Origin of the sequence: Nonomuraea sp. NBC_00507, assembly GCF_036013525.1 — a bacterium.
Lineage (GTDB): Bacteria > Actinomycetota > Actinomycetes > Streptosporangiales > Streptosporangiaceae > Nonomuraea.
In genome coordinates, this window is record NZ_CP107853.1 from 11,571,651 (window position 1) to 11,597,952 (window position 26,302).

Sequence of the window (26,302 nt, forward strand, 5' to 3'; positions counted from 1 at the left end):
AAGCGAATGAACGTCGGAGACTCCAGCCTATCCGCTCTCCTAGCCGCTCCAGCCTGGCACGGCCATGCGAACCGTGAGCGCGTGCTCGACGAGGTTGATCAGAGCACCTTTGACCGAGTCCTTCGAACGCGCGTCGAGCCGCACCATCGGGATGTGCGGCGCCAACGTCAAAGCGTCACGCACCTCGGCGTCGCTGTGCAGATACTGGCCGTCCCAGCCGTTCACCCCCACGATGAACGGCAGCTGCGCCTCTTCGAAGTAGTCGATGGCAGGAAAACTGTCGGCCAGGCGGCGGGTGTCCACCAGCACGACGGCGCCGATCGCCCCCCGCACCAGGTCGTCCCACATGAACCAGAACCGGTGCTGTCCAGGCGTGCCGAACAAGTACAGGATCAGGTCACTGTCCAGCGAGACGCGGCCGAAGTCCATCGCCACGGTCGTCGTCGACTTCAACGGCGTCATGCCCAGGTCGTCGATGCCGGCGGAAGCGTCGGTCATGACGGCCTCCGTGGTCAACGGCATGATCTCCGACACCGCGCCGACGAACGTCGTCTTGCCCACGCCGAAGCCCCCAGCCACGACGATCTTCGTCGAGGTCAGGCCGGGGCTAGAGCCTGCGAAGTCCACTGAGCACCCTTTCCAGCAGGTTGACGTCCGGTCTACCCGCTTCCAGCTGCGGCTGATGCACTCGGAGGAGGCCTTCCGCCGCCATGTCCGCGATCAGGACCCGCACCACGCCGAGCGGGATCCGCAACAGCGCCGAGACCTCCGCCACCGACCGGACCTGCAGGCAGAGCTGGCTGATCGCCTTGTATTCGGGCGTGATGTGCGAGAACTCCCGATGCTCGGCGGTCGCCGAGGACACCAGCGCCTCCATCGCCAGCTTCACCTTGGGCGCGGTTCGCCCGCCCGTGACGGCGTAGGGACGCACCGGCGAGGCGGGCTCGGAGCTGGAGGGCGGAGGCTGCGGGGGCTCCCAGCCGCCGCTGTTCCACCCGCCGCTGTTCCACGATGGGTTCGTCACTCACATCACCTGGTCTGGCTGGCGCGCAGCTCCGCGCGCACAGCCGGAGTCAGCACCTGACCGGCGCGATCAACCATCAATGTCATCTGGTACGCCACCAAACCCATGTCGCAGTCCGGTGCCGCCAGCACCGCCAGGCAGGAGCCGTCGCTGATCGCCATGATCAGCATCAGGCCCCGCTGCATCTCCACAATCGTCTGGTTGACCGCACCGCCTTCGAACACCCTGGCGGCCCCTTGCGTCAGGCTCACCAGGCCCGAGGCGATGGCGGCCAACTGGTCGGCCCGGTCAGCCGGGAAACCCGACGAAGCCGCGAGCGGCAGCCCGTCGGACGAGACGACCACCGCGTGCGCGACCCCGGGAACCGTACTGACGAAGTCGGTGATTAACCAGTCCACTCCGCGAGCCGCGTGGCTCAGGTCGTTCATTGGCCCTCCTGCGTCGGTCGCATGAACGACAGTCGGCTGTGTTTGATCGGCCGCTCGCTTCGCTCACTCATGCGCCCTCCTGCGTCGGTCGCATGAGCGAGCAAGCTCGGCTGTGTTTGATGGTTCGCTCGCTTCGCTCGCTCATGCGCCCTCGTCCCTGCTGTTATTCCTGGGGCCGGACCCGTACGCCCTGCCCTCGCTGATGTCGTCACGTGCCGCCCGGAAGCCTTGCTGGAAGCTCGAAAGGCGGCTGCGCACCCGGTCGGGCGAGACCGTCGGCATGGGCGCGACGCCCTTCGGCGCCGAGACGGCCTCGGCGGAGCCGGGCACCAGGTTGGCCTTGGGCACCCGCTTGGGCAGCCCGGCCGCGGTGGCCCCGTCGCGTGCCGGCTCGACCACGGCCTCGGCGGCGCTCCAACCGGCGTCGGCCTTGGCCGAACCCCAGGTCGCGTCGTTGTCTACGCCGTGCTCGAACCAGGCGGACTCGACCGAGGCGAAGATCGGCAGATACTCGTCCCCGGACGAGGCGGGCTCGACCGCCGGCATGGGGCCGGTCGCCGCGGACTCGGTCTCGGGGAAGTGCTGGCGCTGCGTGGCGGGGGCGGGCTGCTCGGGACCGCGCGTCCACGGGCTGGGCCCCTCGGGTGGCAGAGCGCCCCGCCGGGGCAGGGCCGTGGTCTCTCCCGTGACCGGCCCCCGCGAGGAGACCCACACGTCCGAGGAGGGAGCCGAGTTGTTCGCCATCCAGTTGTCGCCGGTCGCCGGCCATTGGGGTGCCGATGACCAGGAGCCGCTCGACGCCGGCTCCGCCGACGGGTACGACGGGAAGGACGGATGCCCGGGCCCGGGCTGGTAGCCGCCCGGCTGCCACGGCCCGGCGGCCGAGGGCTGCGGCGCGTGGAAGGCCTGCTCACGAGCGACGCCCGCGCCGGCGGTCGCGGGTGTGGATCCGGCCGTCGTGGGGGTCTGCGCACCGAGCAGGGACTCGGGGATGAGCACCATCGCGGTCAGCCCGCCGGAGCCGTGCGGGCGCAGCTGCACCCGGATGCCGTGGCGGTGCGCCAGCCTGGCGACCACGAACAGGCCCATGCGGCGCGAGACCGAGACGTCGACGGTGGGCGCGTCGATCAGCCGCTCGTTGGCCTGGACCAGTTCCTCGGCGGTCATGCCGATGCCGGAGTCGCTGATGGCGAGCATGATGCCGCCGCCGTCGATCCTGCTGCCCGAGACGGGGACGCGGGCTTCGCGGGGCGAGAACGACAGGGCGTTCTCGATCAGCTCGGCGAGCAGGTGGATGACGTCGTTGACGGCCTGGCCGGCGATGGAGATGCCCTCGGGCACCTCCAGCACGACGCGATCGTAGTTCTCGACCTCCGACAGTGAGGCGCGGGCGACGTCCACGAGTTTGACAGGCTGGCTCCAGCGGCGCGGCGGCTCCTGGCCGGCGAGGACCAGCAGGTTCTCGCTGTTGCGCCGCATGCGGGTGGCCAGGTGGTCGAGCTTGAACAGGTTCCCGAGCCGCTGCTCGTCCTGCTCGCCTTGCTCCAGCCCGTCGATCAGGGTGATCTGCCGCTCGACCAGCGTCTGGCTGCGCCGCGACAGGTTCACGAACATCGCGTTGACGTTGCTCCGCAGCTTGGACTCCTCGCCCGCCAGGCGGACGGCCTCGCGGTGCACCTCGTCGAAGGCGCGGGCCACTTCACCGATCTCGTCCTTGGAGTTGATCTCGATGGGCGGGACGTTCAGCCGTTCAGGGTCGACGTCGGTGTTGCGCAGCTGGCGGACGAGGTCGGGCAGGGTCTGGCCGGCGATCTTGAGTGCGTCGCCGCGCAGGCGGCGGAGCGGACGTACCAGCGAGCCCGCCATGATGGCGGTGATGGCGAGGACCAGGAGCAGCAGGGCGGCCACGATCGAGATGTTGATCGCGGCGAGCTGCCGGTCGCCGCCGGCGAGGTCGGCGCTCCGGGTGGCCACCTGGTCCCCGAGCGACTTCTGGACCTGGTGGAGCCGGTCGACGGTCTCGCCGATGGCCTCGAACCAGAGGTCCACGTCCTTGTTGGTGGAGGGGTCGAGCCTGCGCAGGTATTGCTCCCTGGCGCTGCTCGACAGGGCACCGGCGGCGTTGTTGTGCAGCAGCACGGCGCGGGCGATGAAGAGCTCGGCGCGGGCGATCTTCGCGCTGGCGACGGTCTCGTCGAACGCCTGCCGCTGATCCAGCGAGGCGACAGCCAGGAAGGAGTCCCGCTCGCTGACCCGCCGGGCGGTGGCGTCGACGAACGCCTGGAACTCGGTCTCGAGGAAGGACCCTCGGATGATGCCGGCCATCAGGAGCGCGCGCTGCTTGGAGCCCTCATCCTCGGCTCGGGCGATGGCGCGCAGGGCGGCGCTGGTGGAGATCAGCTGCTCGTCCGTCGCGCCCTGGGCGACCTCGTCGTAGAGCTGGAGCATCTCGGTGATGGTCTCGGAGTACTTCTCCATCGTCGGCAGGGGCGGCAGCTGCGAGTCGGTCCCCGCCACCGTCTGGCGCAGCGAGCCCAACTGGCCGAGCCGGACCCTGATGCGCTCGAGGTTCCTTCGGCCGATGTCGGACAGGGACGGCTCGACGGTCTGCGCGGCCGCCAGGACGCGCTTGACGTTGACGTCGACGACCTCCTGCTGGTCGCTGTAGCGGTCCTTGTCGGCCGCCGACCGGGAGGCGGCGTAGCGGGCGGCCAGGTCGCGCTCGAGGCCGAGGTCGCGCGAGAGCTCGCCGAATTGGCCGACCACCTTGCCGACCTCGCCGATGACCTGGTACTGCTCCGCGCTGCCGATCGAAGTGGTGACGCGCAGGCCGCCGAAGACAACGGCCACGATCGTGGGAACGGCGATGAGGGCGATGAGGCGCGTGCGGACACGCCAGTTGCGCAGCGCGAGCGGGCTCCCCGCCTTGGGCAGGGTCACCTCCGGCACCTCGCCGCCCGCCGGCTGCTCGGGCACGTCCGGAGCCCTACCACGACCGGGGTCGGTCGTTGTTGTCCTCACTGGTGGCAACCTCTCGCCATGGCCTGCTTAGGGGGTCTCAGCGGCTTCGTCCCAGGGACGAGTGATCGCAGGCAAGTTCGAGGCCCAATTTGAGCACAAACCTCATACTTCAGCCAACGCCTCGACGGTATTCAACCGTTCCAAAGTACACATTGTTCACGTCGCAAGCCTTCGACCACGGAGCGCAACCACACCCCCGAGTCAGACATATAGCAACAAAGCGCCCTTTGTCCATATATTTACATCTATAGTCGTTTACCGTCATCTTCGATCGATAAAACTCCCATACGCGGCGCACCGCTGCCGATCGGAGTCCCCCTTCCGGTACGCTTCACGCCCGGTAACCTGTGCCGTCTCCAGAACTTCCCCCTGGTAGGAGAACCCCCCGATGACACGCAAACTGCGCTGCAGCGCCGTCGCACTCGGCGTCGCAGTCGCCCTAGTGCTTGCCGGCTGTAGCGGCTCCGACAGTTCCACGACCGCGTCGACCGGCGCCAACGGCTTGGAGAAGACCACCATCAAGGTCGGGGCGATCCCGATCCCTGACTCCGTATCGCTCTATATCGCGGTGAACAAGGGCTACTTCAAGCAGGAGGGCCTGACGGTCGAGCCGGTGGTCATCACCGGTGGCGCGGCCGCGATGCCGCAGCTCCTGAGCGGCGCTCTCGACGCCACGCTCCAGAACTACGTGTCGGGGTTGGTGGCCGTCAGCAAGGGCCAGAAGATCAAGCTCGTCGCGGAGGCCTCCCAGGGCGCCCCGAACACGTTCAACATCATGGTCCCGAAGGACTCGCCCATCAAGACGGTGGCGGACCTGAAGGGCAAGACCGTCGCGGTCAACACTCTCGGCAACATCGCCACGCTCGCCGTGGAGACGCAGCTCAAGGTGGCTGGGCTCACCAAGGACGACGTCAAGTACAAGGAAGTCCCCTTCCCTGAGATGGGCAACGCGCTCAACACCGGCCTGGCCGACGCGGCCTGGATGGTCGAGCCCTTCATCACCTCCACCCAGAGCACGCTCGGCTTCCGCAAGCTGGCCGACACGATGACCGGCCAGACCGAGAACTTCCCCATCTCCGGCTGGTCGGTCACTGAGGAATGGGCGCAGAAGTATCCGAAGACGCTGGCCGCGTTCCAGCGGGCGGTCGCCAAGGCGCTGAAGGATGTCTCGACCGACCGTAAGGAGCTCGAGACGGCTCTGCCGACGTACACGAAGATCGACGCGAAGACCGCGTCCGTGATCACGCCGCTGAGCTACCCGACCGAGCTGACCGCGAACCGCCTGCAGAAGGTCGCCGACCTCCTGCTCGAATACAAATACATCACGAGCCCGATCGACGTGAAGTCCGTCATCATCCCGGCCCCCGCGGCCGGATGACCAGTGCTCGAGTGCTCCGCGGCGCCGCCGGCGCCGCGGGGCTCCTTGCCGTCGGGGAACTGCTCATCCGCTTCGTCGTGAGCGACGACGTGGTCTTCCCCGCCCCCTCGACCATCCTGTACGAAGCCGTGCTCCTCCTGGTCAGCCCCGACTTCCTGACGGGACTCGGCACGACCCTGACCAACTGGGCGCTCGGCCTGCTGATCGCGATCGGGATCTCCGTCCCCCTGGGCGTGCTGCTCGGCGCGCTGCCGCCGGTGGAGCGGGCCATCAGGCCCGTGCTGGAGTTCATGCGCCCGATCCCCTCCGTCGCGATCATCCCGCTCGCCATCCTGCTGATCCCGGTGGACGGGCTGATGAAGATCTCGGTCATCGTGTACGCCTGCATGTGGCCGATCCTGATCAACACCCTCTACGGCATGCAGGACGTGGACCCGCTGGCCAAGGAGTCCCTGCGCAGCTTCGGCTTCGGCCCGCTGGCCGTGCTCGCCAGGGTGAGCCTGCCCAGCGCCGCCCCGTTCGTCGCGACGGGGGTCAGGATCGCCGCGGGCATCGCGCTGATCCTGGCGGTCAGCGCCGAGCTGCTGGCGGGCGGCACCGCCGGCATCGGCGTCTTCGTGGTCCAGGCCGGCAGTGGCAACCGTACGGACCTCATGATGGCGGCGACGTTCTGGGCCGGGATATTCGGCGTGATCGCGAACCTGGCGCTCCTGGCCGGGGAGCGCCGCCTGTTCCACTGGCACCGCATGCGGACAGGAGCGCAGGAGTCGTGAAAACCCTCGTGAAGGCCGGCGCCAGGTTCTGGGTCATCCCCGTGGTGCTCGTCGCCTGGGAGTTCATCGCGCGTGGGCTGGAGGACATCGACTTCCCCCCGCCGACGACGATCGTCGTCCGCATGTACGAGCTGTGGTTCTCCGGGCCCGTCACGCGGATCTTCCTGACCGACGACGCGGTGGAGAACCTGCTGCCGAGCCTCGGCCGCATGTTGAGCGGCTGGATCCTGGCCGCCGTGCTCGGCGTCGTGCTCGGCGTGCTGCTCGGGCGCTCACGGACGGCGACCGACTACGTGGACCCGCTGATCGAGTTCGGCCGGGCCATCCCGCCGCCGCTGCTGCTGCCGCTGTTCCTGGTGCTGTTCAAGGCCGGGCTGACCATGCAGCTGGCCGCGATCGTGTTCGGCGTCATCTGGCCCGTGCTGCTCAACTCCATCGACGGGGTCAGGGCCGTGGACCGCACGTACACGGAGACGGCCAGAGTCTTCAACCTGTCGAAGGCGCAGTACCTCCGGGTGGTGCTCCTCCCGGCCGCTTCGCCGAAGATCTTCGCCGGGCTGCGGCTGAGCCTGTCGCTCGCGCTGATCCTCATGGTCATCTCCGAGCTGTTCGGCAGCACCGACGGCATCGGCTACCAGCTGCTGGTGGCCCAGCGCAGCTTCGACGGCGCGGGCGTGTGGGCGACGATCGCCCTGCTCGGGGTGCTGGGCTACCTGGCGAACTCCCTGTTCGTACTGGCCGAGCGGCGCCTGCTCGTCTGGCACCGGCAGGCCAACCGCAACGCGTGATCCCGCTGGAAGGATTCATGCCGCATTCCGACGACCTCCTCTGGGGAGCCGTAAGCGATCTCTCCCGTTTCGCGGCCCTGCTGACCATGGCCGAGCTGGGCCTGGCCGACCACCTGGCGCACGGCCCGCTCGACGGCGAGGAGCTGGCCAGGCGCTGCGGCGCGCACGCGCCTTCGCTGCGCCGGGTGCTGCGCGAGCTGGCGAGCCAGGACCTGATTCGTCCCGCCGGTCCTGACACGTACGACCTCACCGAGCGAGGCGTCGCCCTGCGGTCCGACGCGCCGGACTCGGTCCGATCCTCGATCCGCATGCTCGGCGAGGAGGGCTTCTGGTACGCGCTGGGCATGCTCCCCGCCACGGTGCGCGACGGCAGCTCGGCCTTCGTGAAGCGCTACGGCCACCTCTACGACCACCTGGCCAAGAACCCGTCGTCGAGCGGCCTGTTCGACGACTACATGAGGCGCCGGGCCGTCCCCCTCACCGAGGGCCTGGCCAAACGCTACGCCTTCCCCGCCACCGCGACCATGGTCGACGTGGCCGGCGGCAAGGGCCACATCCTGGCCACGGTCCTGCACGCCAACCCGCAGATGCGGGGCATCCTGTTCGATCTGGAGCACGTGACCGCCCACGCCGCGCGCACGCTGGCCGCGGCGGGCCTGTCGGACCGGGCGGAGGTCGTCGCGGGTGACTTCTTCGCCTCGGTCCCGGCCGGCGGCGACGTCTACCTGCTGGCCAGTGTGCTGCACAACTGGGACGACGAGGACGCCGTCAAGATCCTGCGCAACGTCCGCCAGGCCATGAACCCGGGCGGTCGCGTCCTGGTCCTCGAGGTGGTGTTGCCCGACGACGAGGCGCCGCATCTGGGCAAGGACATCGACCTGCGGATGCTGGCGATCTTCAACGGGGGCGCGGAGCGCAGCCGCGACGAATACGCGGCGCTGCTCGGCCGGGCGGATCTGGCGATCGGCGAGGTCATCGAGATGGGCTCCGGGGCGAGCCTCATCGAGGCCGGTCCCCGCTGAGCGAGGGCCTCCGGCGTGATCGTCAGGGTGTCCTGGCGCCGCCGGGGGCTAACCGCCCCAGCCCGGCACGGCCATCCGCACGGTGAGCGCGTGCTCGACGAGGTTGATCAACGTGCTCTTCACCGAGTCCTTCTTGCGGGCGTCGAGCCGCACCAGCGGGATGTGCGGCGCCAGGGTCAGGGCATCGCGCACCTCGGTGTCGCTGTGCGGATATTGGCCGTCCCAGCCGTTGACGCCCACGATGAACGGCAGCTGCGCTTCTTCGAAATAGTCGATCGCCGGAAAACTGTCGGCAAGACGGCGGGTGTCCACCAGTACGACGGCGCCGATCGCGCCGCGCACCAGGTCGTCCCACATGAACCAGAACCGGTGCTGTCCAGGCGTGCCGAACAGATAAAGGATCAGGTCACGATCGAGGGAGACCCGGCCGAAGTCCATCGCGACGGTGGTGGTCGACTTCAGCGGCGTCATGCCGAGGTCGTCGATCCCCGCCGAGGCGTCGGTCATCACCGCCTCCGTCGTCAACGGCATGATCTCCGACACCGCACCGACGAACGTCGTCTTGCCCACCCCGAAACCTCCAGCCACCACGATCTTCGTCGAGGTGAGGCCGGGGCTAGAGCCTGCGAAGTCCACTGAGCACCCTTTCGAGCAGATTAACGTCGGGCCGTCCGGCGTCCAGCTGTGGCTGGTGCACGCGGACCAGGCCTTCGGCCGCCATGTCAGCGATCAGCACGCGTGCCACGCCGAGGGGGATCCGCAGCAGGGCCGACACCTCCGCCACGGACCGGACCTGCCGGCACAGTTGACTGATCGCCTGGTACTCCGGCGTGATATGCGAGAACTCCCGGTGCTCGGCCGTGGCCGAGGACACCAGAGCCTCCATCGCCAGTTTGACCCGCGGCGCCGTCCGTCCACCTGTCACCGCGTACGGACGGACGGGCGAAGCGGGGTCAGGGTTCAGCTGCGACTGGGCCTGTGGCTCTGGCGGGGACGCCCATTCGCGGCTGGTCCATCGTGGGTCTGTCACGTGTACATCACCTGGTCTGGCTGGCACGCAGCTCCGCGCGCACAGCCGGAGTCAGCACCTGACCGGCGCGGTCGACCATCAGTGTCATCTGGTACGCCACCAGACCCATGTCGCAGTCCGGGGCGGCCAGCACCGCCAGGCACGAGCCGTCACTGATCGACATGATCAGCATGAGCCCGCGCTGCATCTCCACGATCGTCTGATTGACCGCACCGCCCTCGAACACCCTGGCCGCCCCCTGCGTCAGGCTCACCAGCCCCGACGCGATGGCGGCCAGCTGATCAGCCCGGTCGGCCGGGAAACCCGACGAGGCCGCCAGTGGCAACCCGTCAGATGAGACGACCACCGCATGCGCGACACCCGGGACCGTACTGACGAAATCGGTGATCAGCCAGTCGACCCCGCGTGCCGCATGGCTCAAATCGTTCATGCTCCCTCCTCCCTGTCGTCGTTCCGCGGGCCAGAGGTGAACGCCGCCCTGCCCTCGTGGATGTCATCGCGTGCCGCACGGAAGCCCTGCTGGAAGCTGGAGAGCCGGTTGCGCACCCGGTCCGGGGACACCGACGGCATCGGCGTGACGCCCTTCGGCGCCGACGAGGTGTCGGCCGAGCCGGGCACCAGGTTGGCCTTGGGCACCCGCTTGGGCAGCCCCGCCGCCGTCGATTCACCACGCGCCGGCTCCACAACCGCCTCCGCAGCGCTCCAGCCCTCGTCCGCCTTGGTGGAGCTCCAGCTCTTGTCCCGCCCGAACCAGGCGGACTCCACGGCGGCGAAGATCGGCAGGTAGTCGTCGCCCGCGGACGCGGGCGGGACGGACGGCATGGGGCCGGTGGCCGCCGGTTCGCCGTCGGTGAACTCGAACCCCGGCCGCTGCGGCGGCATCGTGTCTCCGCCGCTCCAGCCGGGCACGGACCGCTTGGGGAGGCTGCTGCCGTTCCAGCCCGCGTTGCGCGGCGGGGACCAGACGTCGGAGCTGTCGTAGCCGCCGGCGCCGCGCGGCTCGGCGGACCAGGCCCCGGCGTCGGGCTGCCACTGGGTCGGCGGGGCCGGCCAGCCGCCCGGCCCGGCGTTCGACGGGAAGGAGGGGTGGCCTGGGCCCATCTGGTAGGCGGACTCCGGCCAGTCCGTGGCGGGCGGCGCGGGATGCGGTCCCGAGTACGGCTCCTCCCTGCCGCCCCCCGCGCCGGAGAAGGCGAGCGGAGGGTCGCCCGCCAAGGCAGGCGGCCGGCCGAACGCGGGCGGCTGGTCACCGCCCGCAGCGGGCGACTGTGCGAACGGCGAAGGCGGGTCACCGGGGAAGACGGCCGGCGGGTTGTAGGACGGCGGCTGGTTGCCGCTGTAGGACGGCTGGCCGGGGAAGGTCGGCGCCTGGGAGCCGAGCATGTTCTCCGGGATGAGCACCATCGCGGTCAGCCCACCGGAGCTGTGCGGGCGCAGCTGCACCCGGATGCCGTGGCGGTGCGCCAGCCTGGCGACCACGAACAGGCCCATCCGGCGCGAGACCGACACATCGACGCTCGGCGCGTCGGTCAGCCGCTCGTTGGACTGGACCAGCTCCTCCTGCGTCATGCCGATGCCGGAGTCGGTGATCGACAACATCACGCCGCCGCCGTCGATCCTGCTGCCTGACACCGTCACCCGGGTCTCGCGCGGCGAGAACGACAACGCGTTCTCCACCAGCTCGGCGAGCAGGTGGATGACGTCGTTGACGGCCTGTCCCGCCACCGAGACGCCGTCGGGCACCTGCAGCACGACGCGCTCGTAGTTCTCGACCTCCGACAGCGAGGCCCGCGCCACGTCGACCAGCTTCACCGGCTGGCTCCACCGGCGCGGCGGGTCCTGGCCGGCCAGGACCAGCAGGTTCTCGCTGTTGCGCCGCATGCGGGTGGCCAGGTGGTCGAGCTTGAACAGGTTCCCGAGCCGCTGCTCGTCCTGTTCGCCCTGCTCCAAGCCGTCGATCAGGGTGATCTGCCGCTCGACCAGCGTCTGGCTGCGCCGCGACAGGTTCACGAACATCGCGTTGACGTTGCTGCGCAGCCGCGCCTCCTCGCCGGCCAGCCGCACGGCCTCGCGGTGCACCTCGTCGAACGCCCGCGCCACCTCGCCGATCTCGTCATGGGTGTTCACGCCGATCGGGACGACCGGGCCGACCGTGCCCTCGCCGCTCTCACGCAGCTGCTGCACGGTCTCGGGCAGGCGATGCCCGGCGATGTCGAGTGCCTCGTGGCGCAGCTTGCGCAGCGGCCTGATGAGCGAGCGGGCGATGAGCGAGATGATCGCGACCACCACGAGCAGCAGGACCAGGATGAGCCCCCCGGAGATCAGCGCCGAGCGGTTGGCGCCTTCCTCCAGGGTCCGGGCCCGCAGGATCACCGAGGACGCCAGTTCCTTCTCCACGCTGCGCAGTGCGTCGATCTTGCCGGTGCTGACCTCGAACCATGTGGCCACGTCCTTGTTGGCCGGCACGCCGATGCTCAGCTCCTTGCCCTCGGCCGACTGCGCCATGGCACGCAATCGGAACAGGTCCGTCTGGTCCACGTCCCGGCCGACCACGGTGTTGCGGTAGAGCTCCAGCTGCTCGAGGTTGGCCAGGGTGCCGAAGAGCGTCTCCTCACTCTCCTCGCGCGACTTGGCGTCGGTGAGCGCGTCGAACTCGCCGCTGTCGAAGCCCTTCTTGTCCAGCGCGCTGGCCAGGATGCCGCGTTGCTTGGACGCCTGCTCCTTGGCGCGGGCGATCGCGGCCGTCGAGCTGGCGCTGTCGGAGACCTGGTCGTCGACCGCTACCTGGCCGACCTGGTCGTGGAACTGCAGAAGGGCCGCGATGATCTGCGAGTACTTCTGGATCATCGGCAGCGGCTGGATCTTCCCGTTGACGGCCGTGTCGCGCAGCGTCGGGATCTCCTCCAGACGCCGCAGCACCGGCCGCACGGCCTCGGCGTGGGTGTCGGTGATCGCCTGCGCCCGGTTCTTGGCCTCCTCGATGAGCGCGTTCACCCGGCTGTAGGTGGTGCGGAGCTGGGCCTCGCGGTTCTCGGGGCGGCCTTGGGCGATCCAGAGGGCGCTCTCGTCACGTTCGAAGGACAGCTCGTGGGTGACCGCCCCGAGCTGCTCGCTGACCTCGGCGACCTCTCGAAGGGTCTGGTAGGTGCTGGCGTCGTTGAGCGAGGTGATCACGTTCAGCCCGCCGAGGCCCACGGCCACGGCCGTGGGAACGACGATCAGCGCGATGAGGCGCGACCGCACGTGCCAGTTGCCCAGCCCGAACCTGCCAGACGACGATGCGGCAGGCCGTCGCTTCTGGTGCGCGCGCGGCTCGCGGTCGGCGGAAGCTTCAGCGCTCTGCGTTCTCACTTGCCTTCGCTACCTCTCGCCCCGGGAGGGGAATTCTCGGTGACCATGCAGGTAAATGCACGTGGGGCAATATGTACGTCGAGATAAGCGCCATTTGAGCACACGGGTTAGCTAGGGCCAACCACCAATAGTGCCCCGATGAGGTGTTTATCCCTGATTGTCCGAAAAATTGGACTGAATCGGTAGACCACCATCTATCTGGGAAAACACCCAATATCAAGCGTCCCAAGAGCCACTTCAGCCCCAGAGAACGCAGAGCGAGATCTGTCCCAGCAGTAACGGAGGTCCCGTCGACACCACCTTTCCCAAAATGGACAAACACTCAGTTTCTTACATCTCGTCAAAATTTCACGATATAGCGACAAACGGGCATTGCAACCACAAGTGTTATCTTCGCCATAATGACCACCAATTTGGTGCTACGGTCAATCCCTGTTGTGCGTCAGGCACACAACCCCGGCAGCAGAAACCGCCCGGTCCCCCTCACCCCCCGGCTCCATCTGAAGGGAGTCCCTGACATGAGGCTTGGCCATCCCGCCAGGGCCGCCATCATCGGATTAGCTTTGACACTCGGCGCCGTCGCGTGCAGCACGGGCGGCTCCCCTACTGCCAGCGCGCCACCATCCGCCACCGCCGGTGGCCTGGAGAAGACGAAGATCAAGATCGCCACACTGCCGGCGATCGACAGCGCGGCCATCTACGTCGCCATCGACCAGAAGCTCTTCGAGAAGGAGGGGCTGGAGGTCACCCCGCAGGTCGTCCAGGCCGCGCCCGAGGCCATCCCCATGTTGCTGAACGGCGAGATCGACGCCATGTTCGGCAACTACGTGTCCATGTTCGCCGCCCACGACAAGGGTTCGCTCAAGCTGCGGATCCTGGCCGAGGGCTCGCGGGCCGCCCCTGACTCGCTGAGCATCATGGCCCTGCCCGACTCGCCCATCAAGACGGCCAAGGACCTCGAAGGCAAGACGATCAACGTGAACGTCCTGCGGAACTTCCAGGAGCTGGCCCTCACCCAGGTGCTCAAGGCCAACAACGTCGACCCCGCCTCGATCAAGTACGTCCCGGTGACGTTCCAGAACATCATGACCTCGTGGAAAGGCGGCCAGATCGACGCCGCCTACCTGGGCGAGCCCATGGTCACGGCGGCCACGGCCTCGATGGGCGCACGCAAGATCCTCGACCCGGCCTCCGGCCCCGCGGCCGAGTTCCCGATCTCCGGATACGTCAGCACCCAGGAGTGGTACGACAAGAACCCGAAGGTCGCGGCGGCGTTCCAGCGGGCCATCCACAACGCGGCCAAGCTGATGGAGAACAACCGCGAGGCGGTGGCCAAGGTGCTGCCGACCTTCACCCAGATCGACGCGGCCACCGCGGCCACCGTCACGTTCCCGTACTTCTCCAGCAACGACAACCCGGTCCGGCTGCAACGCGTGGCCGACTGGATGCTGGAGGCCAAGTGGCTCGGCAAGGCGATCGAGGTCAAGTCCCTCATGTCGCCGACGACCTCCGGGTGAGCGCTCAGACCTTGGCCCGCGCCCGCCCGGCCGGGACCGCCACAAGGTGGTCGCGCCGGGCGGCCGGAGCCCTCGCCTTCGCCGCGCTGATCGAGCTGCTCAGCCGGACCGGCCTGGTCTCCTCCGAGTACCTGCCGCCCGTCACGGAGATCGCCGGGCGGGGCATGGCGCTCGTGTTCGACCCGGCCTTCCGCGGGCACGCCCTGACGAGCCTGCTCGCCTGGGCCATGGGGCTCGGCATCGCGGCGTTGATCGCCGTTCCGCTGGGCCTGCTGCTCGGCAGCGTGCCGATCATCGACGCCGCGTCCCGCTCGGTCGTGGAGTTCCTGCGGCCGATCCCGTCCGTCGCGCTGATCCCGCTGGTGGCGCTCATGATCGGCACAGGTCTGCAGCTGCGCGTCACGCTCGTGGTCTACGCCTCGCTGTGGCCCATCCTCTACAACACGATGTACGGCCTGCGCGGCGTGGACCCGCTGGCCAAGGAATCGCTCAGGTCGTACGGCTTCGGCCCGTTGTCCGTGCTCCTGCGGGTCTCGCTGCCGTCGTCGGCACCCTTCATCATGACCGGTTTCCGGCTGGCCACCGGGGTGGCGCTGATCCTGACCGTGAGCACCGAGATCGTGGCCGGCCGGGGTGAGGGCATCGGCGTGTTCATCTTCTTCGCCGGCATCGCCATGCCCGCGCGGATGACCGACATCCTGGCCGGGGCGTGCTGGGTGGGGCTGTTCGGGGTCGCGGTGAACGCGTTGCTGGTCGCGGCCGAGCGGCTGGCGTTCCGCTGGCATCACGCGCGGTTGGGAGAGCCGGGATGAAAGCCACGGCAGAGGTCGCCACGTTCGCGACCAGGACCACGTTCGCGCGACGCAAGGGCGTGCGGACGGCGGCGTTCCGCTGGCTGGTGCTCGTCGTGCTGATCGTGGTCTGGGAGACCGCCACCAGGGCGGCGGGCAGCCCGTTCTTCCCGGCGCCCAGCATGATCGTGGCGCGGATGCACACGATGTGGTTCTCCGGGCCGCCCGCCACGGTGTTCCTGACCGACGCGGCCATCGAGAACATCCTGCCGAGCCTCGGCCGGATGACCGCCGGGTTCATCGGCGGCGCGCTGGCCGGCGTCGTGCTCGGGCTGGCGGTGGGGCTGTCCGCGCGGGTGTACGACTATCTCGACGGGGTGCTGCAGTTCCTGCGGGCGATCCCGCCTCCCGCGCTGGTCAGCGTGTTCCTGGTGTTCGGGTTCGGGCTGCGGATGCAGCTGGCGTTCATCATGTTCAGCATCCTGTGGCCGGTGCTGCTCAACACCGCCGACGGCGCCCGCTCGGTGGAGCCCATGCACCTGCAGACGTGCCAGGTGTTCCGGCTGACGCGGGCCCAGCGGCTGCGCCTGGTGATCCTGCCGTCGGCGTTGCCCAAGATGTTCGCCGGGCTGCGGCTGGCCCTGTCGCTGTCCTTGATCGTCATGGTGTTCTCCGAACTGCTGCCGGGCACCACGAACGGCATCGGATTCCAGATCACCTTCGCCAAGGACCAGACCGACCCCTTGTCCATGTGGGCCGGGATCGTGCTGCTCGGGGTGCTCGGCTACCTCCTGAACGAACTGTTCCTCATCGTGGAGCGCCGGGTGCTCGGCTGGCACCACTCCGCCCAGCGACTCACGGAGTAGGATCAGCGCCCTGAACAGGTTTACCTGACCGACATGTCCAGCTTTCCCTGCTCCGCTACAGTCTTGTGCTGATGCCGGTCCCGCCCCCCAAGGAACTCCATGCTCGAGATAGACAACCTCTCCCACGTCTACGGCGGCGGTAGCCCGAACGCGCACCACGCCATCGAAGGCCTCAACCTGAGCGTCGCCGCGGGCGAGCTGCTGTGCATCGTCGGGCCGTCGGGCTGCGGGAAGTCGACGCTGCTGCGGTCGATCGCCGGCCTGATCACGCCGACGGGCGGCGAGGTCAAGGTCGAGGGCAATCTCGTGCGCCAGACGCCGGACAACCTGGCCGTGGTCTTCCAGGACTACAGCCGCTCGTTGTTCCCGTGGATGTCGGTGGCCGACAACGTGGCCCTGCCGCTGCGCCGCAGGCGCATGGACAAGAAGGCGCGCCGCGAGGCCGCCCTGGAGGCGCTGGAGTCGGTGGGGCTGTCGGGCGCGGAGCGCAAATACCCGTTCCAGCTGTCGGGCGGCATGCAGCAGCGGGTGGCGATCGCGCGGGCGCTGGCGTACCGGCCGTCGTTGTTGCTCATGGACGAGCCGTTCGGCTCGGTGGACGCACAGACCAGGGAGGACCTGGAAGACCTGGTGCTCAAGGTGCGCGGCCACCACCAGATGACGATCGTGCTCATCACGCACGACATCGACGAGAGCGTCTACGTCGGCGACCGCGTGGTGGTGTTGTCCAAGGCCCCCGCGCACGTGGTCGGCGACCTCAAGGTGGACCTGCCTGGGCCCCGCGACCAGATCTCCACCCGCGAGCACCCCGACTTCGTGCACCTGCGCGCCGAGGTCGGCCGCCTGGTCCGCGGCCACGCGGCCGCCGTCTGAGAAGGGGCCGCATGGACCGGCAGCTGATCAGCGCCATCGCTCACCGCGACCATCCGATCGCCACCCCCATCACGGACGACAACCTCGACCGGTTGCTGCGCCGGGCGGAGCTGCCGGACGGCGCCCGCATCCTCGACCTCGGCTGCGGCGAGGCCGCGTGGTCGCTGCGGGCGCTCGAGCTCGTCCCATCGGCCGTCGCCGACGGCGTGGACCTCTCTCCGCACGCCATTTCCGCCGCCGAAAGCGCCGCCGCCGCCCGTGGCCTGACCGACCGGCTGTCACTGCATCTGACGCCCGCCGCGGACTTCCCCGCCACCGACCCGTACGACCTGGTGCTCTGTGTAGGCTCCACCCACGCCTTCGGCGGGCTGAAGGAGACCATGGACGCCGTGTCCCGCTTCGTCCGTCCCGGCGGGCTGGCGCTGGTCGGCGAGGGATTCTGGGAGCGCACTCCCGATCCCGCCCTCGCCGAGGCCATCGGCACGTTCCCGGACCTGGCGGGCACGATCGCGGCGGCCGAGTCCGGCGGCTGGCTGACCGTCTACGGCCATGTGAGCGACGTGGCCGAATGGGACGAGTACGAGCTGTCGTGGACCGGCACCCTGGCCCGCTGGGCCGCCGCCAACCCCGGCCCCGACGGCGAGCAGGCCATGGCCGCCATGAGACAGCACCGTGACATGTGGCTCACCGGTTACCGTGGCGTGCTCGGCTTCGTCTCCCTCCTGCTGCAGCGCGTGTAGGCGGGTCACTCTCCGGTCATCGCGGCATGCAGCCGCAGGTACGGCTCCGCGTCCTTCGGCCTGTTCTGGCGCTGCAGCGTCCGGCCGAGCAGCAGGCAGGCGTACCCCTCGGCCGGGTCGCGCTCCAGGACCAGCCGGAGCTCGGCTTCGGCCCGGCCGAGCTGGGCCGAGTGGTAGTAGGCGCGGGCCAGCAGCAGCCGGCTCGCCAGGTTCTCCGGGGCCGCCTCGACCACCCCGGCCAGGATGCGAGCGGCCCCGATGTAGTCCTCCGCGGCGAAGAACAGGCGGCCGCGCTCGTACTCCTCGGCCAGGTTCTCGATCACCATGTCACTCCTTTCCCGGGACGGGCCCCTCGGCGTGCGGAACGCGCTCGGCGGGGACGACGCCCAGGCGGCCGGCCTGGTAGTCCTCCATCGCCTGAACGATCTCGGCGCGGGTGTTCATCACGAAGGGGCCGTAGTGCACGACCGGCTCCCGGATCGGCTGCCCGCCGAGCAGCAGCACCTCCAGGTTGGGCTCGGCCTGGGGCTGGGTGGTGTCGGCGGCGACGGTGAGCGCCCCGCCCTGGCCGAAGACGGCCAGTTGTCCCTTGCGTACCGGCCGGCGTTCGTCCCCGGCGTAGCCCTGCCCGGCCAGCACGTACGCGAGCGCGTTGAAGCCGGGGTTCCACGGCAGCTCCAGCCGCGCTCCTGGGCTCACGGTCGCGTGCACCATCGTGATCGGGGTGAACGTGACGCCGGGACCGGCGTGCCCGTCCAGCTCACCGGCGATCACCCGCAGCAGCGAGCCGCCGTCGGCCGAGGCGAGCAGCGCCGTCTGGCGACCGCGGATGTCCTGGTAGCGGGGCAGGTGGAACTTGTGGGCGCGGGGCAGGTTGACCCACAGCTGAACACCGTGGAACAGCCCGCCCGACACCACCAGGTGCTCCGGGGGCTTCTCGATGTGCAGCAGCCCGGAGCCCGCGGTCATCCACTGCGTGTCGCCGTCGGTGATCGTGCCACCGCCGCCGTTGGAGTCCTGGTGCTCGAAGATGCCGTCCATGATGTAGGTGACGGTCTCGAAGCCGCGGTGCGGGTGCCAGGGGGTGCCCTTGGGCTCGCCGGGGGCGTACTCGACTTCGCCCATCTGGTCCATGTGAATGAACGGGTCCAGCGTTGACTGCGGCACGCCGGCGAAGGCGCGCCGCACCGGGAAGCCCTCGCCCTCGAACCCGCTGGGCGCGGTCGTCACCGACCGCACGGGGCGGCGTGCGACCGCGGTCGGATCGGGGACGGCGACGCGCGGCAGCGTCAGGGTGTCGGCGGTGATGGCGGGCATGACCCCTCCTGGCTGTTGAACATTCAATTACATCTGCCCGCCTCAACGCGGGTGCACGGCCCGGCATTCCCGGCTCAACTTTACGACCGATCGGTCGTTCATATAGTCTGGGCCGCATGACGCAAGACGGCCGGCTGCTGCGGGGGATGCGCAGCCGCGAGACGATCCTCCAGCAGGCGGTGGGGCTGGCCTCGGTCGAAGGCCTGGCCGGGCTCTCCTTGGGGCGGCTGGCGACGACGACCGGCATCAGCAAGTCCGGACTTTTCGCGCACTGGCGCGACAAGGAGCAACTGCAGCTTGATGCGGTGGAATGGGCCACCCGCCAATGGACCGAGCAGGTGGTCGAGCCCGCCCTGCGCGCCCCCGCGGGCGTACGGCGCCTGTTCGCGCTGCACGAGGCACGGCTGGCGTTCTACGGCGACGGCGTGCTGCCCGGCGGGTGTTTCTTCTTCGCCGTGCAGGCCGAGTTCGACGACCGGCCCGGCCCCGTTCACGACCGCCTCGCGCGGGCCATGCGCGAGTGGCAGGAGTTCATCAGGCGGCTGGTGGCCGGCGCCGTGGAGCTGGGCGAGCTGGCCGAGAGCGTGGATCCGGCCCAGCTCGCCTACGAGATCGACGCACTCGGCGAGATGGTCATCATCCATTCCCGGCTGCTCGACGGGCCGGCCGTTCTCGCTCATGCCCGCCGCGCCGTGCTCCAGCGGCTGCGCACCCTCTCCCCTCACCCTGAGCTGCTCCCGAAGGATTGACATGATGGAATACGGCGTTTGTGAGCCTGTCCAGGTGCATTTCGATGACCTCGACGCGATGGGCCTGCTGCACAACTCCCGGTATGCCTTGCTGGTCGAGCGGGCGATCAGCGCCTACTGGCACCGGCTCGGCTGGGCCCCCGACGCCGCCGCGTCGGCGTTCAAGGACGTGTTCCTGGCCGTGCGGGAGTTCAAGGTGACCTACAACGTGCCTATCGCGGGGGTGGGCGAGCCGCTGGTGCACTTCTGGATCGATCGTCTTGGCCGTACGAGCGGGGTGTACGGCTTCCGCGTGCTGTCGGCGGACCGCTCGGTGGTGCACGCGGAGGGCTATCGCGTCAACGTCAACCTGGATCCCTCCACCTTCCGGCCGGCGCCGTTCAGCGACGAGCTCCGCACCGCGGCCGCGCCTCTGCTGCTCCCCGCAGTGCCGGTCCCCTCTTAGCGGCCTCGGCGCTTCTGCTCGGCCAGGAAGTCCTCCCATGTCCGGCGGCCGACGGCGCGCTCCGGGGCAAGGTTGGCGCCGGCTCGGAACGCGGCCGCGGCCTTGCCCGGGCTCCGGACCGGCAGGATCAGCCGGCGTTTGCCGGTGGCCTTCACGTAGTCGCGGGCCAGCTCCTCCATCCTGTACACGCGCGGCCCGGCGATGTCGGGCACGAGCCCGGCGGGCTCGTCCAGGGCGAGCTCGACCAGCCGGGCCGCCACCTCGCCTGCGTCGACCGGCTGGAACCTGGCACCGCCCCACGTCATCAGCACCGGCAGCTTGGCCATCGTCCCCAGCGTCGTCCAGACCCAGTCGTGGAACTGGGTGGCGCGCAGCGTGGTCCACGGCAGTCCGGACGCGGCGATGACCTGCTCGGCCTCCCGCTTGGCCGCGAAGTAGCCGAACATGGCGCGGTCGATGCCGCTGACGACCGGGACCCGGTCGGCGCCGACGACCGAGATGTACACCACATGCGGGGCGCCCGCCCGCGACGCCGCCTGCACCAGGTTGCGGGCCTTGACCTCATCGCCCTTGGCGCTTCCCGCGCAGTGCACGATCGTCTCGACGCCGTCCACCGCGGCCTGCAGCCCCTCACCGGTGGACATGTCGCCGGTCACGTACTCGATGCCGTTCTCGGGCTCGTGGCCGCCCCGGCTGAGCACCCTTACCTCGCAACCGGCCTTCCGCAGCAGCGGCACCACCAGGCGCCCCAGCGTGCCCGTCCCGCCGGTGACCAGAATCGGTGACATGATGTCTTCCTTCCTTTCGTGGGTCTCTACTGCGCTGACCCGCGGCGAGGGAGGAATGTGACGCGGCGCGTGGAACACCAGTCCGGCGCAGGTCGCGGAATAGCAGCGGATACAGCGGTCGTTGGGCACGGGGGTGGCGCGATCGCCACGAAAGTGGCGGATGATGTGGATGCGCGGCAGATGCCTCCTGGGCAGGCGCCACCGACCGCCTGACTCAGGGAGCAGCATTGTCTCGTCACTCGGCCGATTTACGCCCTAGGACCGCGTCCGCCGTCTATCCCGCCGGCATGCTCGCGCCGCCACCGCGCACGTTGCTCGACATCCTCGACGAGACGACGCGCCGTCATCCGGAGGCGCCCGCGCTGGACGACGGCACCGTGCGCCTCGACTACCGCTCGTTGCGCGCCGAGGTGGACCGGGTCGCGGCCGAGCTCGCGGACGCCGGGGTCGGCCGCGGCGCCAGAGTCGGCGTGCGCATCGCCTCGGGAACCGCCGAGTTGTACGTCTCCATCCTCGCCGTGCTCGCGGTCGGCGCCGCGTACGTGCCCGTCGACGCCGACGATCCGGACGAGCGCGCCGAACTGGTCTTCGCCGAAGCCGGGGTCGACGCCGTTCTCTCCGGCAAGCTGACGATGCACGGCGGCGCGGGGACCGCTGCGCCACTGTCCGGGGGCGTGGGGAGGGCTGCGGAGGCGCCGCTCCCGGACGACGACGCGTGGATCATCTTCACGTCCGGGTCCACCGGCAGGCCGAAGGGGGTCGCGGTGACGCACCGGTCCGCGGCCGCTTTCGCCGACGCCGAAGCGGGACTCTTCCTGCCGGAGCGGCCGCTGGGCCCCGGCGATCGGGTGCTGGCCGGGCTCTCCGTGGCCTTCGACGCGTCGTGCGAGGAGATGTGGCTGGCCTGGCGACACGGCGCCTGCCTCGTGCCCGCGCCGCGAGCCCTCGTACGCACCGGGATGGACCTGGGCCCCTGGCTGGCCGCCCAGCGCGTGACAGCGGTCTCGACCGTGCCGACGCTGGCCGCGCTCTGGCCCGTCGAGCACCTCGCCGGGATCCGGCTGCTCATCTTCGGCGGCGAGGCATGCCCTCCCGAGCTGGCCGAGCGGCTCGCCGTACCGGGGCGGGAGGTGTGGAACACCTACGGGCCCACCGAGGCGACGGTGGTGGCCTCCGCGGCGCGACTCACCGGCGAGGGTCCCGTGCGCATCGGGCTGCCCCTCGACGGGTGGGACCTGGCGGTGATCGGCGACTCGGGTGAGCCGGTGGCCATGGGTGAGACCGGCGAACTCGTCATCGGGGGCGTGGGGCTGGCCCGTTACCTGGACCCGGTGAAAGACGCCGAGAAGTACGCGTCGCTGCCGTCGCTGGGCTGGGAACGCGCCTACCGCAGCGGTGATCTCGTCCGGGCCGAGCCCGAGGGCCTCGTCTTCGTCGGCCGGGCCGACGACCAGGTGAAGCTCGGCGGGCGCAGGATCGAGCTGGGCGAGGTGGACGCCGCGTTGCAAGCGTTGCCTGGCGTCACCGGCGCGGCCGCCGCGGTCCGCACCGCGGGCGGCGGCCACCAGGTGCTCGTGGGGTATGTCGTCACAGGACCCGGCTTCGACGCAGGTGAGGCGCGCGAGCTGCTCGCCGGCTCGCTCCCCGCCGCCCTGGTGCCGCGCCTGGCGCCGGTCGACTCGCTCCCGACGAGGACCTCCGGCAAGATCGATCGTGACGCGCTGCCCTGGCCGCTGACCGAGCCGTCCGCGCCCGCGGCCGTGTGGAGCCCGGCCGAGGCGCTGCTCGCGGAGCGGTGGACCGGCATCCTCGGCGTCGCGCCGGACGGACCGGATGCGGACTTCTTCGCCGACGGCGGCACCAGCCTGGCCGCGGCCCGGCTGGTGTCCGTGCTGCGCCCCGACTATCCGGATGTGGCGGTGGGCGACGTGTACGCACAGCCGACGCTCGCCGGGCTGGCGCGGCTCCTGATCGCGAGAGGCGAGCGGGAGCCGGCGCGGCCGCCCGTGTCGCCCATGCCCCGGCGGGCCGCTCTCGTGCAGTCGTTGCTCATGGTTCCGCTGCTCACGGCCGGCGCGATGCGGTGGATCGTGCTGCTGGCGGCGCTCAACAACCTGCTCGCGCCGCCGTGGGCACCGGCCCTGTCCTGGTGGTGGGTCGCCCTGGGCGCGCTGGCGTTCGTCACCCCCATGGGGCGGATGGGCCTGTCCGCGGGGCTGGCCCGGCTGTTGCTGCGCGGCGTACGGCCGGGCAGCCACCCACGCGGTGGGGGCGTGCATCTGAGACTGTGGTTCGCCGAGCAGTTCGCGGCCAGGCTCGGCGTCCCCGACCTGGCCAGCGCCCCCTGGATGACGTGGTACGCCCGGATGCTCGGCGCCAAGGTCGGCGCGGAGTCCGATCTGCACTCGCCTCCGCCCGTCACAGGACTGCTCAGGCTGGGCCGGGGCGCGTCGGTCGAGCAGGAGGTCGACCTCAGCGGCCACTGGTACGACGGCGACCTGCTGCACATCGGCGAGATCCGGATCGGCGCGGGCGCCACCGTCGGGTCCCGCTCGACGCTGCTGCCCGGTGCGAGGATCGGGAAGAACTCCAGGATCGCCCCGGGATCGGCGGTCGCCGGCACCGTGCCCGCAGGCGAGCTCTGGGCAGGCGTGCCGGCGTTCCGGCAGGGCAAGTCACGCAAACCAGGAGAGCGAGCCGTCCGGACCCGCTTCTGGGCGACGTTGTACAGTCTGACCGCCATCGCGCTCAGCCTGCTCCCGGCGGTCGCTGCCGGGGCCGGCCTCGCTGTTCTGGCGGCGTTCGCCGGGGACGCGCGCACGCTCGGCGAGGCTCTCGCCTCCGCCCTGGCCGGCGTGCCGCTGGCGACGATCACCGGCATGGCGGCCTTCGCCCTGGTCACGCTGGTCAGCGTGCGGCTGCTCGGGCTGCGCCTGCGTCCGGGGAACCACCCGGTGCACAGCCGCCAGGCGTGGCAGGCCTGGGCGACGGGACGGCTGATGGCCGCGGCACGCGTCTGGCTCTTCCCGTTGTACGCGAGCGTCCTGACCCCCGCGTGGCTGCGGGCCCTCGGCATGAAGGTGGGCCGCGGCGTCGAACTGTCCACGGTCCTCGCGCTGCCGACGATGACGTCGGTCGGCGACGGCGCCTTCCTGGCGGACGACACGATGCTCGCCCCGTACGAGCTGGACGGCGGCTGGATGCGCATCGCCTCCGCGCGCATCGGCAAGCGCGCCTTCCTCGGCAATTCCGGAATGACCGCACCGGGGCGCAAGGTGCCCAAGGACGGCCTGGTCGGGGTGCTGTCGGCAGCGCCGAAGAAGGCAAAATCCGGCTCGTCGTACGTGGGCATGCCGCCCATCGAGCTGCGCCGCACCGCCGAAGAGGCCGACCGGAGCCGGACCTACGACCCGCCCGCGCGGTTCAAGGCCGCCAGGGCCCTCGTCGAGGGGTTCCGCGTGGTGCCCGCGATGTGCGCGGTCGCGCTCGCCGTCCTGGTCGCAGCCGCCTTCGAAGGGCTCGCGGCCCGGTACGGCTTCGCCGTGACGGCCGCCCTGGCCGGTGTCGTCATGCTGGCCGCCGGGGTGGTCGCGGCAGCGGTCGCGACGGCCGCCAAGTGGGCGCTGGTCGGCCGGATCCGGACTGGGAACCAGCCGCTGTGGAGCTCGTTCGTGTGGCGTAACGAGCTGGCGGACAACTTCGTCGAGGTGCTGGCGGCGCCCTGGTTCGCGCAGCCGTGGCTGGGCACTGCGCCGCTGAACGTGTGGCTGCGCTCACTTGGGGCACGGATCGGGCATGGAGTCACCTGTGACACGTACTGGCTTCCCGAAGCGGATCTGGTGACGCTTGGCGACGGGGCCTGCGTCAACCGGGGCTGTGTCCTGCAGACGCATCTCTTCCATGACCGGGTCATGAGCATGGACACGGTGACGCTCGAGGCCGGCGCGACGCTGGGACCGCACGGCGTGGTGCTGCCGGCCGCGCGGGTGGGCTCCGACACCACGATCGGTCCCGCCTCGCTGGTCATGCGCGGTGAGACCGTGCCGAGCCGGGCCAGGTGGTTCGGCAACCCCATCTCGGCGTGGCGATGACGTCGTATTTCCCAGGGCACGGCGACCACCGGTACGGCGTCACGCACTACGACCTGACGCTGAAGTACCGGGTCCCGGCCAACCGGCTCGACGGCACGGCAAGGCTGACGGTGTCCGCCGCCGAGCCCCTTACCGCCCTCGACCTGGACCTCGGCAAGTTCCGGGTGTCGAGCGTCACGGTGGACGGCGGCTCGGCCCGATATTCGCCCGGCAAGGGCAAACTGCGCGTGACCTTGCCGCGTCCGCTGCCGGCGGGAGCGCGGGCCGAGGTCGAGGTGCGTTACTCCGGCAGCCCCGTGCCGGTGCCGAGCCCCTGGGGCGGCCTCGGCTGGGAGGAGCTGACCGACGGCGCGCTCGTGGCCGGCCAGCCGATTGGCGCGCCTTCCTGGTTCCCGTGCAACGACCGGCCCGGCGACAAGGCGTCCTACCGGATCTCTGTGACCACCGCGTCGCCGTACCAGGCCATCGCGAACGGCGTGCTGGTCGAGCGGCGCCGCGCGGCCGGGAACACGACGTGGACCTACGACCAGAGCGAGCCCATGGCGAGCTATCTGGCGAGCGTGCAGATCGGGCGCTACCAGCTCGCCGAGGTCGCCGGAACCCGGCTGGCCCACCCGGCGCGCCTCGCCACCCGCGTGCGGCGGGACTTCGGCCGGCAAGGCGAGATGATGGCGCTGTTCACCGACCTGTTCGGGCCCTATCCGTTCAGCGGCTACACCGTCGTGGTGGCCGACGACGACCTGGACATCCCGGTCGAGGCCCAGGGCATGTCGATCTTCGGCAGGAACCATGTCGACGGCATGCGCGGGTCCGAGCGCCTGATCGCGCACGAGCTGGCGCACCAGTGGTTCGGCAACAGCCTCACCGTGGCCTGCTGGCGCGACATCTGGCTGCAGGAGGGATTCGCCGCCTACGCCGAGTGGCTCTGGTCGGAGGCGTCCGGCGGCCCCTCCGCCGACGAGCACGCCCAGCGCTGGCACCACAGGCTCGCGCTGCTCCCCCAGGACTTCGCCCTGGCCGACCCCGGCCCGGCCATGCTGTTCGACGACCGCGTCTACAAGCGGGGCGCGCTGACCCTGCACGCGTTGCGCCGGGCCCTGGGCGACCAGGTCTTCTTCACGGTCCTGCGCGCCTGGACGGCGGAGCGGCGGCACGGGAGCGTCACCACCATGGGGTTCGCCGCCCACGTCCACCGGCACGCCTCACGGCCGGTGGGACCGCTGCTGTCCGCCTGGCTGTACGACAAGCCGCTCCCGCCCATGAACCCGCTGCCGCGCTGGTGAACCCGTGGGTGCCGCCGTGGAACCTAC

Annotated in this window: 24 protein-coding genes; 13 read left to right on the top strand and 11 right to left on the bottom strand. The window is 70.1% G+C overall.

Going from position 1 to position 26,302, the window contains the following annotated elements; all coding sequences use genetic code 11:
• Positions 1-39 precede the first annotated feature (39 nt).
• The 4 genes from OHA25_RS55055 to OHA25_RS55070 all read right to left on the bottom strand — a co-directional run bounded on the left by OHA25_RS55055 (position 40) and on the right by OHA25_RS55070 (position 4,428).
• Positions 40-600 carry a GTP-binding protein gene (locus OHA25_RS55055; protein ID WP_305918519.1) on the bottom strand — a complete coding sequence of 187 codons (561 nt, stop codon included), beginning with the start codon at positions 598-600 and terminating at the stop codon, positions 40-42.
• A gap of 7 nt (positions 601-607) precedes the next feature.
• Positions 608-1,024, bottom strand: a complete 417-nt coding sequence (locus OHA25_RS55060) for a DUF742 domain-containing protein (RefSeq protein ID WP_371825804.1) — start codon at positions 1,022-1,024, stop codon at positions 608-610.
• A gap of 5 nt (positions 1,025-1,029) precedes the next feature.
• A complete protein-coding gene (locus tag OHA25_RS55065; protein ID WP_305918225.1) occupies positions 1,030-1,452 on the bottom strand; it encodes a roadblock/LC7 domain-containing protein in 423 nt (140 codons plus the stop codon).
• 141 nt (positions 1,453-1,593) lie between these two features.
• Entirely contained in the window at positions 1,594-4,428 is a 2,835-nt protein-coding gene (locus OHA25_RS55070) for a sensor histidine kinase (RefSeq protein ID WP_327584790.1), read from the bottom strand.
• A 433-nt stretch (positions 4,429-4,861) separates the two neighbouring features.
• On the opposite strand from OHA25_RS55070, the gene OHA25_RS55075 reads away from it, so the two are divergent.
• From OHA25_RS55075 to OHA25_RS55090, 4 genes are read left to right on the top strand one after another with little or no spacing between them, the layout of a single operon-like run.
• Entirely contained in the window at positions 4,862-5,851 is a 990-nt protein-coding gene (locus tag OHA25_RS55075) for an ABC transporter substrate-binding protein (protein ID WP_327584791.1), read from the top strand.
• Complete coding sequence (locus OHA25_RS55080) at positions 5,848-6,624, top strand: ABC transporter permease (protein ID WP_327584792.1); 777 nt, start codon at positions 5,848-5,850, stop codon at positions 6,622-6,624. Before OHA25_RS55075 ends, OHA25_RS55080 begins: the two co-directional genes overlap by 4 nt.
• A complete protein-coding gene (locus OHA25_RS55085) occupies positions 6,621-7,412 on the top strand; it encodes an ABC transporter permease (RefSeq protein WP_327584793.1) in 792 nt (263 codons plus the stop codon). The genes OHA25_RS55080 and OHA25_RS55085 overlap by 4 nt, the downstream gene beginning before the upstream one ends.
• 17 nt (positions 7,413-7,429) lie before the next feature.
• Positions 7,430-8,434, top strand: coding sequence for a methyltransferase (locus OHA25_RS55090; RefSeq protein WP_327584794.1), 1,005 nt, complete (start codon positions 7,430-7,432; stop codon positions 8,432-8,434).
• Positions 8,435-8,482: 48 nt separating this feature from the next.
• Here OHA25_RS55090 and OHA25_RS55095 read toward each other — a convergent pair whose 3' ends face one another.
• From OHA25_RS55095 to OHA25_RS55110, 4 genes are all read right to left on the bottom strand, one after another.
• Positions 8,483-9,070, bottom strand: a complete 588-nt coding sequence (locus OHA25_RS55095; protein WP_327584795.1) for a GTP-binding protein — start codon at positions 9,068-9,070, stop codon at positions 8,483-8,485.
• Complete coding sequence (locus OHA25_RS55100) at positions 9,051-9,398, bottom strand: DUF742 domain-containing protein (protein ID WP_305918521.1); 348 nt, start codon at positions 9,396-9,398, stop codon at positions 9,051-9,053. The genes OHA25_RS55095 and OHA25_RS55100 overlap by 20 nt, the downstream gene beginning before the upstream one ends.
• A 73-nt stretch (positions 9,399-9,471) precedes the next feature.
• Positions 9,472-9,894 carry a roadblock/LC7 domain-containing protein gene (locus tag OHA25_RS55105; RefSeq protein WP_020546542.1) on the bottom strand — a complete coding sequence of 141 codons (423 nt, stop codon included), beginning with the start codon at positions 9,892-9,894 and terminating at the stop codon, positions 9,472-9,474.
• Positions 9,891-12,815, bottom strand: coding sequence for a sensor histidine kinase (locus OHA25_RS55110; protein ID WP_327584796.1), 2,925 nt, complete (start codon positions 12,813-12,815; stop codon positions 9,891-9,893). The genes OHA25_RS55105 and OHA25_RS55110 overlap by 4 nt, the downstream gene beginning before the upstream one ends.
• A 518-nt stretch (positions 12,816-13,333) precedes the next feature.
• On the opposite strand from OHA25_RS55110, the gene OHA25_RS55115 reads away from it, so the two are divergent.
• From OHA25_RS55115 to OHA25_RS55135, 5 genes are all read left to right on the top strand, one after another.
• Positions 13,334-14,332: an ABC transporter substrate-binding protein gene (locus OHA25_RS55115; protein WP_327584797.1), complete on the top strand. Its 999-nt coding sequence runs from the start codon at positions 13,334-13,336 to the stop codon at positions 14,330-14,332.
• The gene (locus tag OHA25_RS55120; RefSeq protein ID WP_305918234.1) at positions 14,329-15,144 is read left to right on the top strand and encodes an ABC transporter permease; all 816 of its coding nucleotides are present in this window, start codon (positions 14,329-14,331) and stop codon (positions 15,142-15,144) included. Before OHA25_RS55115 ends, OHA25_RS55120 begins: the two co-directional genes overlap by 4 nt.
• Positions 15,141-15,989, top strand: coding sequence for an ABC transporter permease (locus OHA25_RS55125; RefSeq protein WP_327584798.1), 849 nt, complete (start codon positions 15,141-15,143; stop codon positions 15,987-15,989). Before OHA25_RS55120 ends, OHA25_RS55125 begins: the two co-directional genes overlap by 4 nt.
• A gap of 99 nt (positions 15,990-16,088) precedes the next feature.
• Positions 16,089-16,862, top strand: a complete 774-nt coding sequence (locus OHA25_RS55130) for an ABC transporter ATP-binding protein (RefSeq protein ID WP_327584799.1) — start codon at positions 16,089-16,091, stop codon at positions 16,860-16,862.
• 11 nt (positions 16,863-16,873) lie between these two features.
• Positions 16,874-17,602: an SAM-dependent methyltransferase gene (locus OHA25_RS55135; protein ID WP_327584800.1), complete on the top strand. Its 729-nt coding sequence runs from the start codon at positions 16,874-16,876 to the stop codon at positions 17,600-17,602.
• Positions 17,603-17,607: 5 nt separating this feature from the next.
• Here OHA25_RS55135 and OHA25_RS55140 read toward each other — a convergent pair whose 3' ends face one another.
• Both OHA25_RS55140 and OHA25_RS55145 read right to left on the bottom strand, forming a co-directional pair.
• Positions 17,608-17,928 carry a tetratricopeptide repeat protein gene (locus OHA25_RS55140; RefSeq protein WP_305918238.1) on the bottom strand — a complete coding sequence of 107 codons (321 nt, stop codon included), beginning with the start codon at positions 17,926-17,928 and terminating at the stop codon, positions 17,608-17,610.
• A gap of 1 nt (position 17,929) precedes the next feature.
• Complete coding sequence (locus OHA25_RS55145) at positions 17,930-18,919, bottom strand: pirin family protein (RefSeq protein WP_327584801.1); 990 nt, start codon at positions 18,917-18,919, stop codon at positions 17,930-17,932.
• Between the two features lie 116 nt (positions 18,920-19,035).
• Between OHA25_RS55145 and OHA25_RS55150 the strand changes: the two genes are divergently transcribed.
• Both OHA25_RS55150 and OHA25_RS55155 read left to right on the top strand, forming a co-directional pair.
• Complete coding sequence (locus tag OHA25_RS55150; protein ID WP_327584802.1) at positions 19,036-19,668, top strand: TetR/AcrR family transcriptional regulator; 633 nt, start codon at positions 19,036-19,038, stop codon at positions 19,666-19,668.
• A 34-nt stretch (positions 19,669-19,702) separates the two neighbouring features.
• The gene (locus OHA25_RS55155; RefSeq protein ID WP_327584803.1) at positions 19,703-20,113 is read left to right on the top strand and encodes an acyl-CoA thioesterase; all 411 of its coding nucleotides are present in this window, start codon (positions 19,703-19,705) and stop codon (positions 20,111-20,113) included.
• On the opposite strand, the gene OHA25_RS55160 is transcribed toward OHA25_RS55155, so the two are convergent.
• Positions 20,110-20,901: an SDR family oxidoreductase gene (locus tag OHA25_RS55160; protein WP_327584804.1), complete on the bottom strand. Its 792-nt coding sequence runs from the start codon at positions 20,899-20,901 to the stop codon at positions 20,110-20,112. The genes OHA25_RS55155 and OHA25_RS55160 overlap by 4 nt on opposite strands.
• Positions 20,902-21,188: 287 nt before the next feature.
• Here OHA25_RS55160 and OHA25_RS55165 point away from each other — a divergent pair, with 287 nt between their 5' ends.
• Positions 21,189-24,992, top strand: a complete 3,804-nt coding sequence (locus tag OHA25_RS55165) for a Pls/PosA family non-ribosomal peptide synthetase (protein ID WP_327584805.1) — start codon at positions 21,189-21,191, stop codon at positions 24,990-24,992.
• Positions 24,989-26,275, top strand: a complete 1,287-nt coding sequence (locus tag OHA25_RS55170; RefSeq protein WP_327591190.1) for a M1 family metallopeptidase — start codon at positions 24,989-24,991, stop codon at positions 26,273-26,275. The genes OHA25_RS55165 and OHA25_RS55170 overlap by 4 nt, the downstream gene beginning before the upstream one ends.
• Positions 26,276-26,302 lie beyond the last annotated feature (27 nt).

Bases quoted from the DNA above. Each gene is read 5' to 3' on its own strand.
- OHA25_RS55065 (WP_305918225.1), bottom strand. From the start codon at position 1,452: ATGAACGACCTGAGCCACGCGGCTCGCGGAGTGGACTGGTTAATCACC.
- OHA25_RS55075 (WP_327584791.1), top strand. From the start codon at position 4,862: ATGACACGCAAACTGCGCTGCAGCGCCGTCGCACTCGGCGTCGCAGTC.
- OHA25_RS55080 (WP_327584792.1), top strand. From the start codon at position 5,848: ATGACCAGTGCTCGAGTGCTCCGCGGCGCCGCCGGCGCCGCGGGGCTC.
- OHA25_RS55090 (WP_327584794.1), top strand. From the start codon at position 7,430: ATGCCGCATTCCGACGACCTCCTCTGGGGAGCCGTAAGCGATCTCTCC.
- OHA25_RS55105 (WP_020546542.1), bottom strand. From the start codon at position 9,894: ATGAACGATTTGAGCCATGCGGCACGCGGGGTCGACTGGCTGATCACC.
- OHA25_RS55115 (WP_327584797.1), top strand. From the start codon at position 13,334: ATGAGGCTTGGCCATCCCGCCAGGGCCGCCATCATCGGATTAGCTTTG.
- OHA25_RS55125 (WP_327584798.1), top strand. From the start codon at position 15,141: ATGAAAGCCACGGCAGAGGTCGCCACGTTCGCGACCAGGACCACGTTC.
- OHA25_RS55130 (WP_327584799.1), top strand. From the start codon at position 16,089: ATGCTCGAGATAGACAACCTCTCCCACGTCTACGGCGGCGGTAGCCCG.
- OHA25_RS55135 (WP_327584800.1), top strand. From the start codon at position 16,874: ATGGACCGGCAGCTGATCAGCGCCATCGCTCACCGCGACCATCCGATC.
- OHA25_RS55140 (WP_305918238.1), bottom strand. From the start codon at position 17,928: ATGGTGATCGAGAACCTGGCCGAGGAGTACGAGCGCGGCCGCCTGTTC.
- OHA25_RS55145 (WP_327584801.1), bottom strand. From the start codon at position 18,919: ATGCCCGCCATCACCGCCGACACCCTGACGCTGCCGCGCGTCGCCGTC.
- OHA25_RS55150 (WP_327584802.1), top strand. From the start codon at position 19,036: ATGACGCAAGACGGCCGGCTGCTGCGGGGGATGCGCAGCCGCGAGACG.
- OHA25_RS55160 (WP_327584804.1), bottom strand. From the start codon at position 20,901: ATGTCACCGATTCTGGTCACCGGCGGGACGGGCACGCTGGGGCGCCTG.
- OHA25_RS55165 (WP_327584805.1), top strand. From the start codon at position 21,189: ATGCTCGCGCCGCCACCGCGCACGTTGCTCGACATCCTCGACGAGACG.
- OHA25_RS55170 (WP_327591190.1), top strand. From the start codon at position 24,989: ATGACGTCGTATTTCCCAGGGCACGGCGACCACCGGTACGGCGTCACG.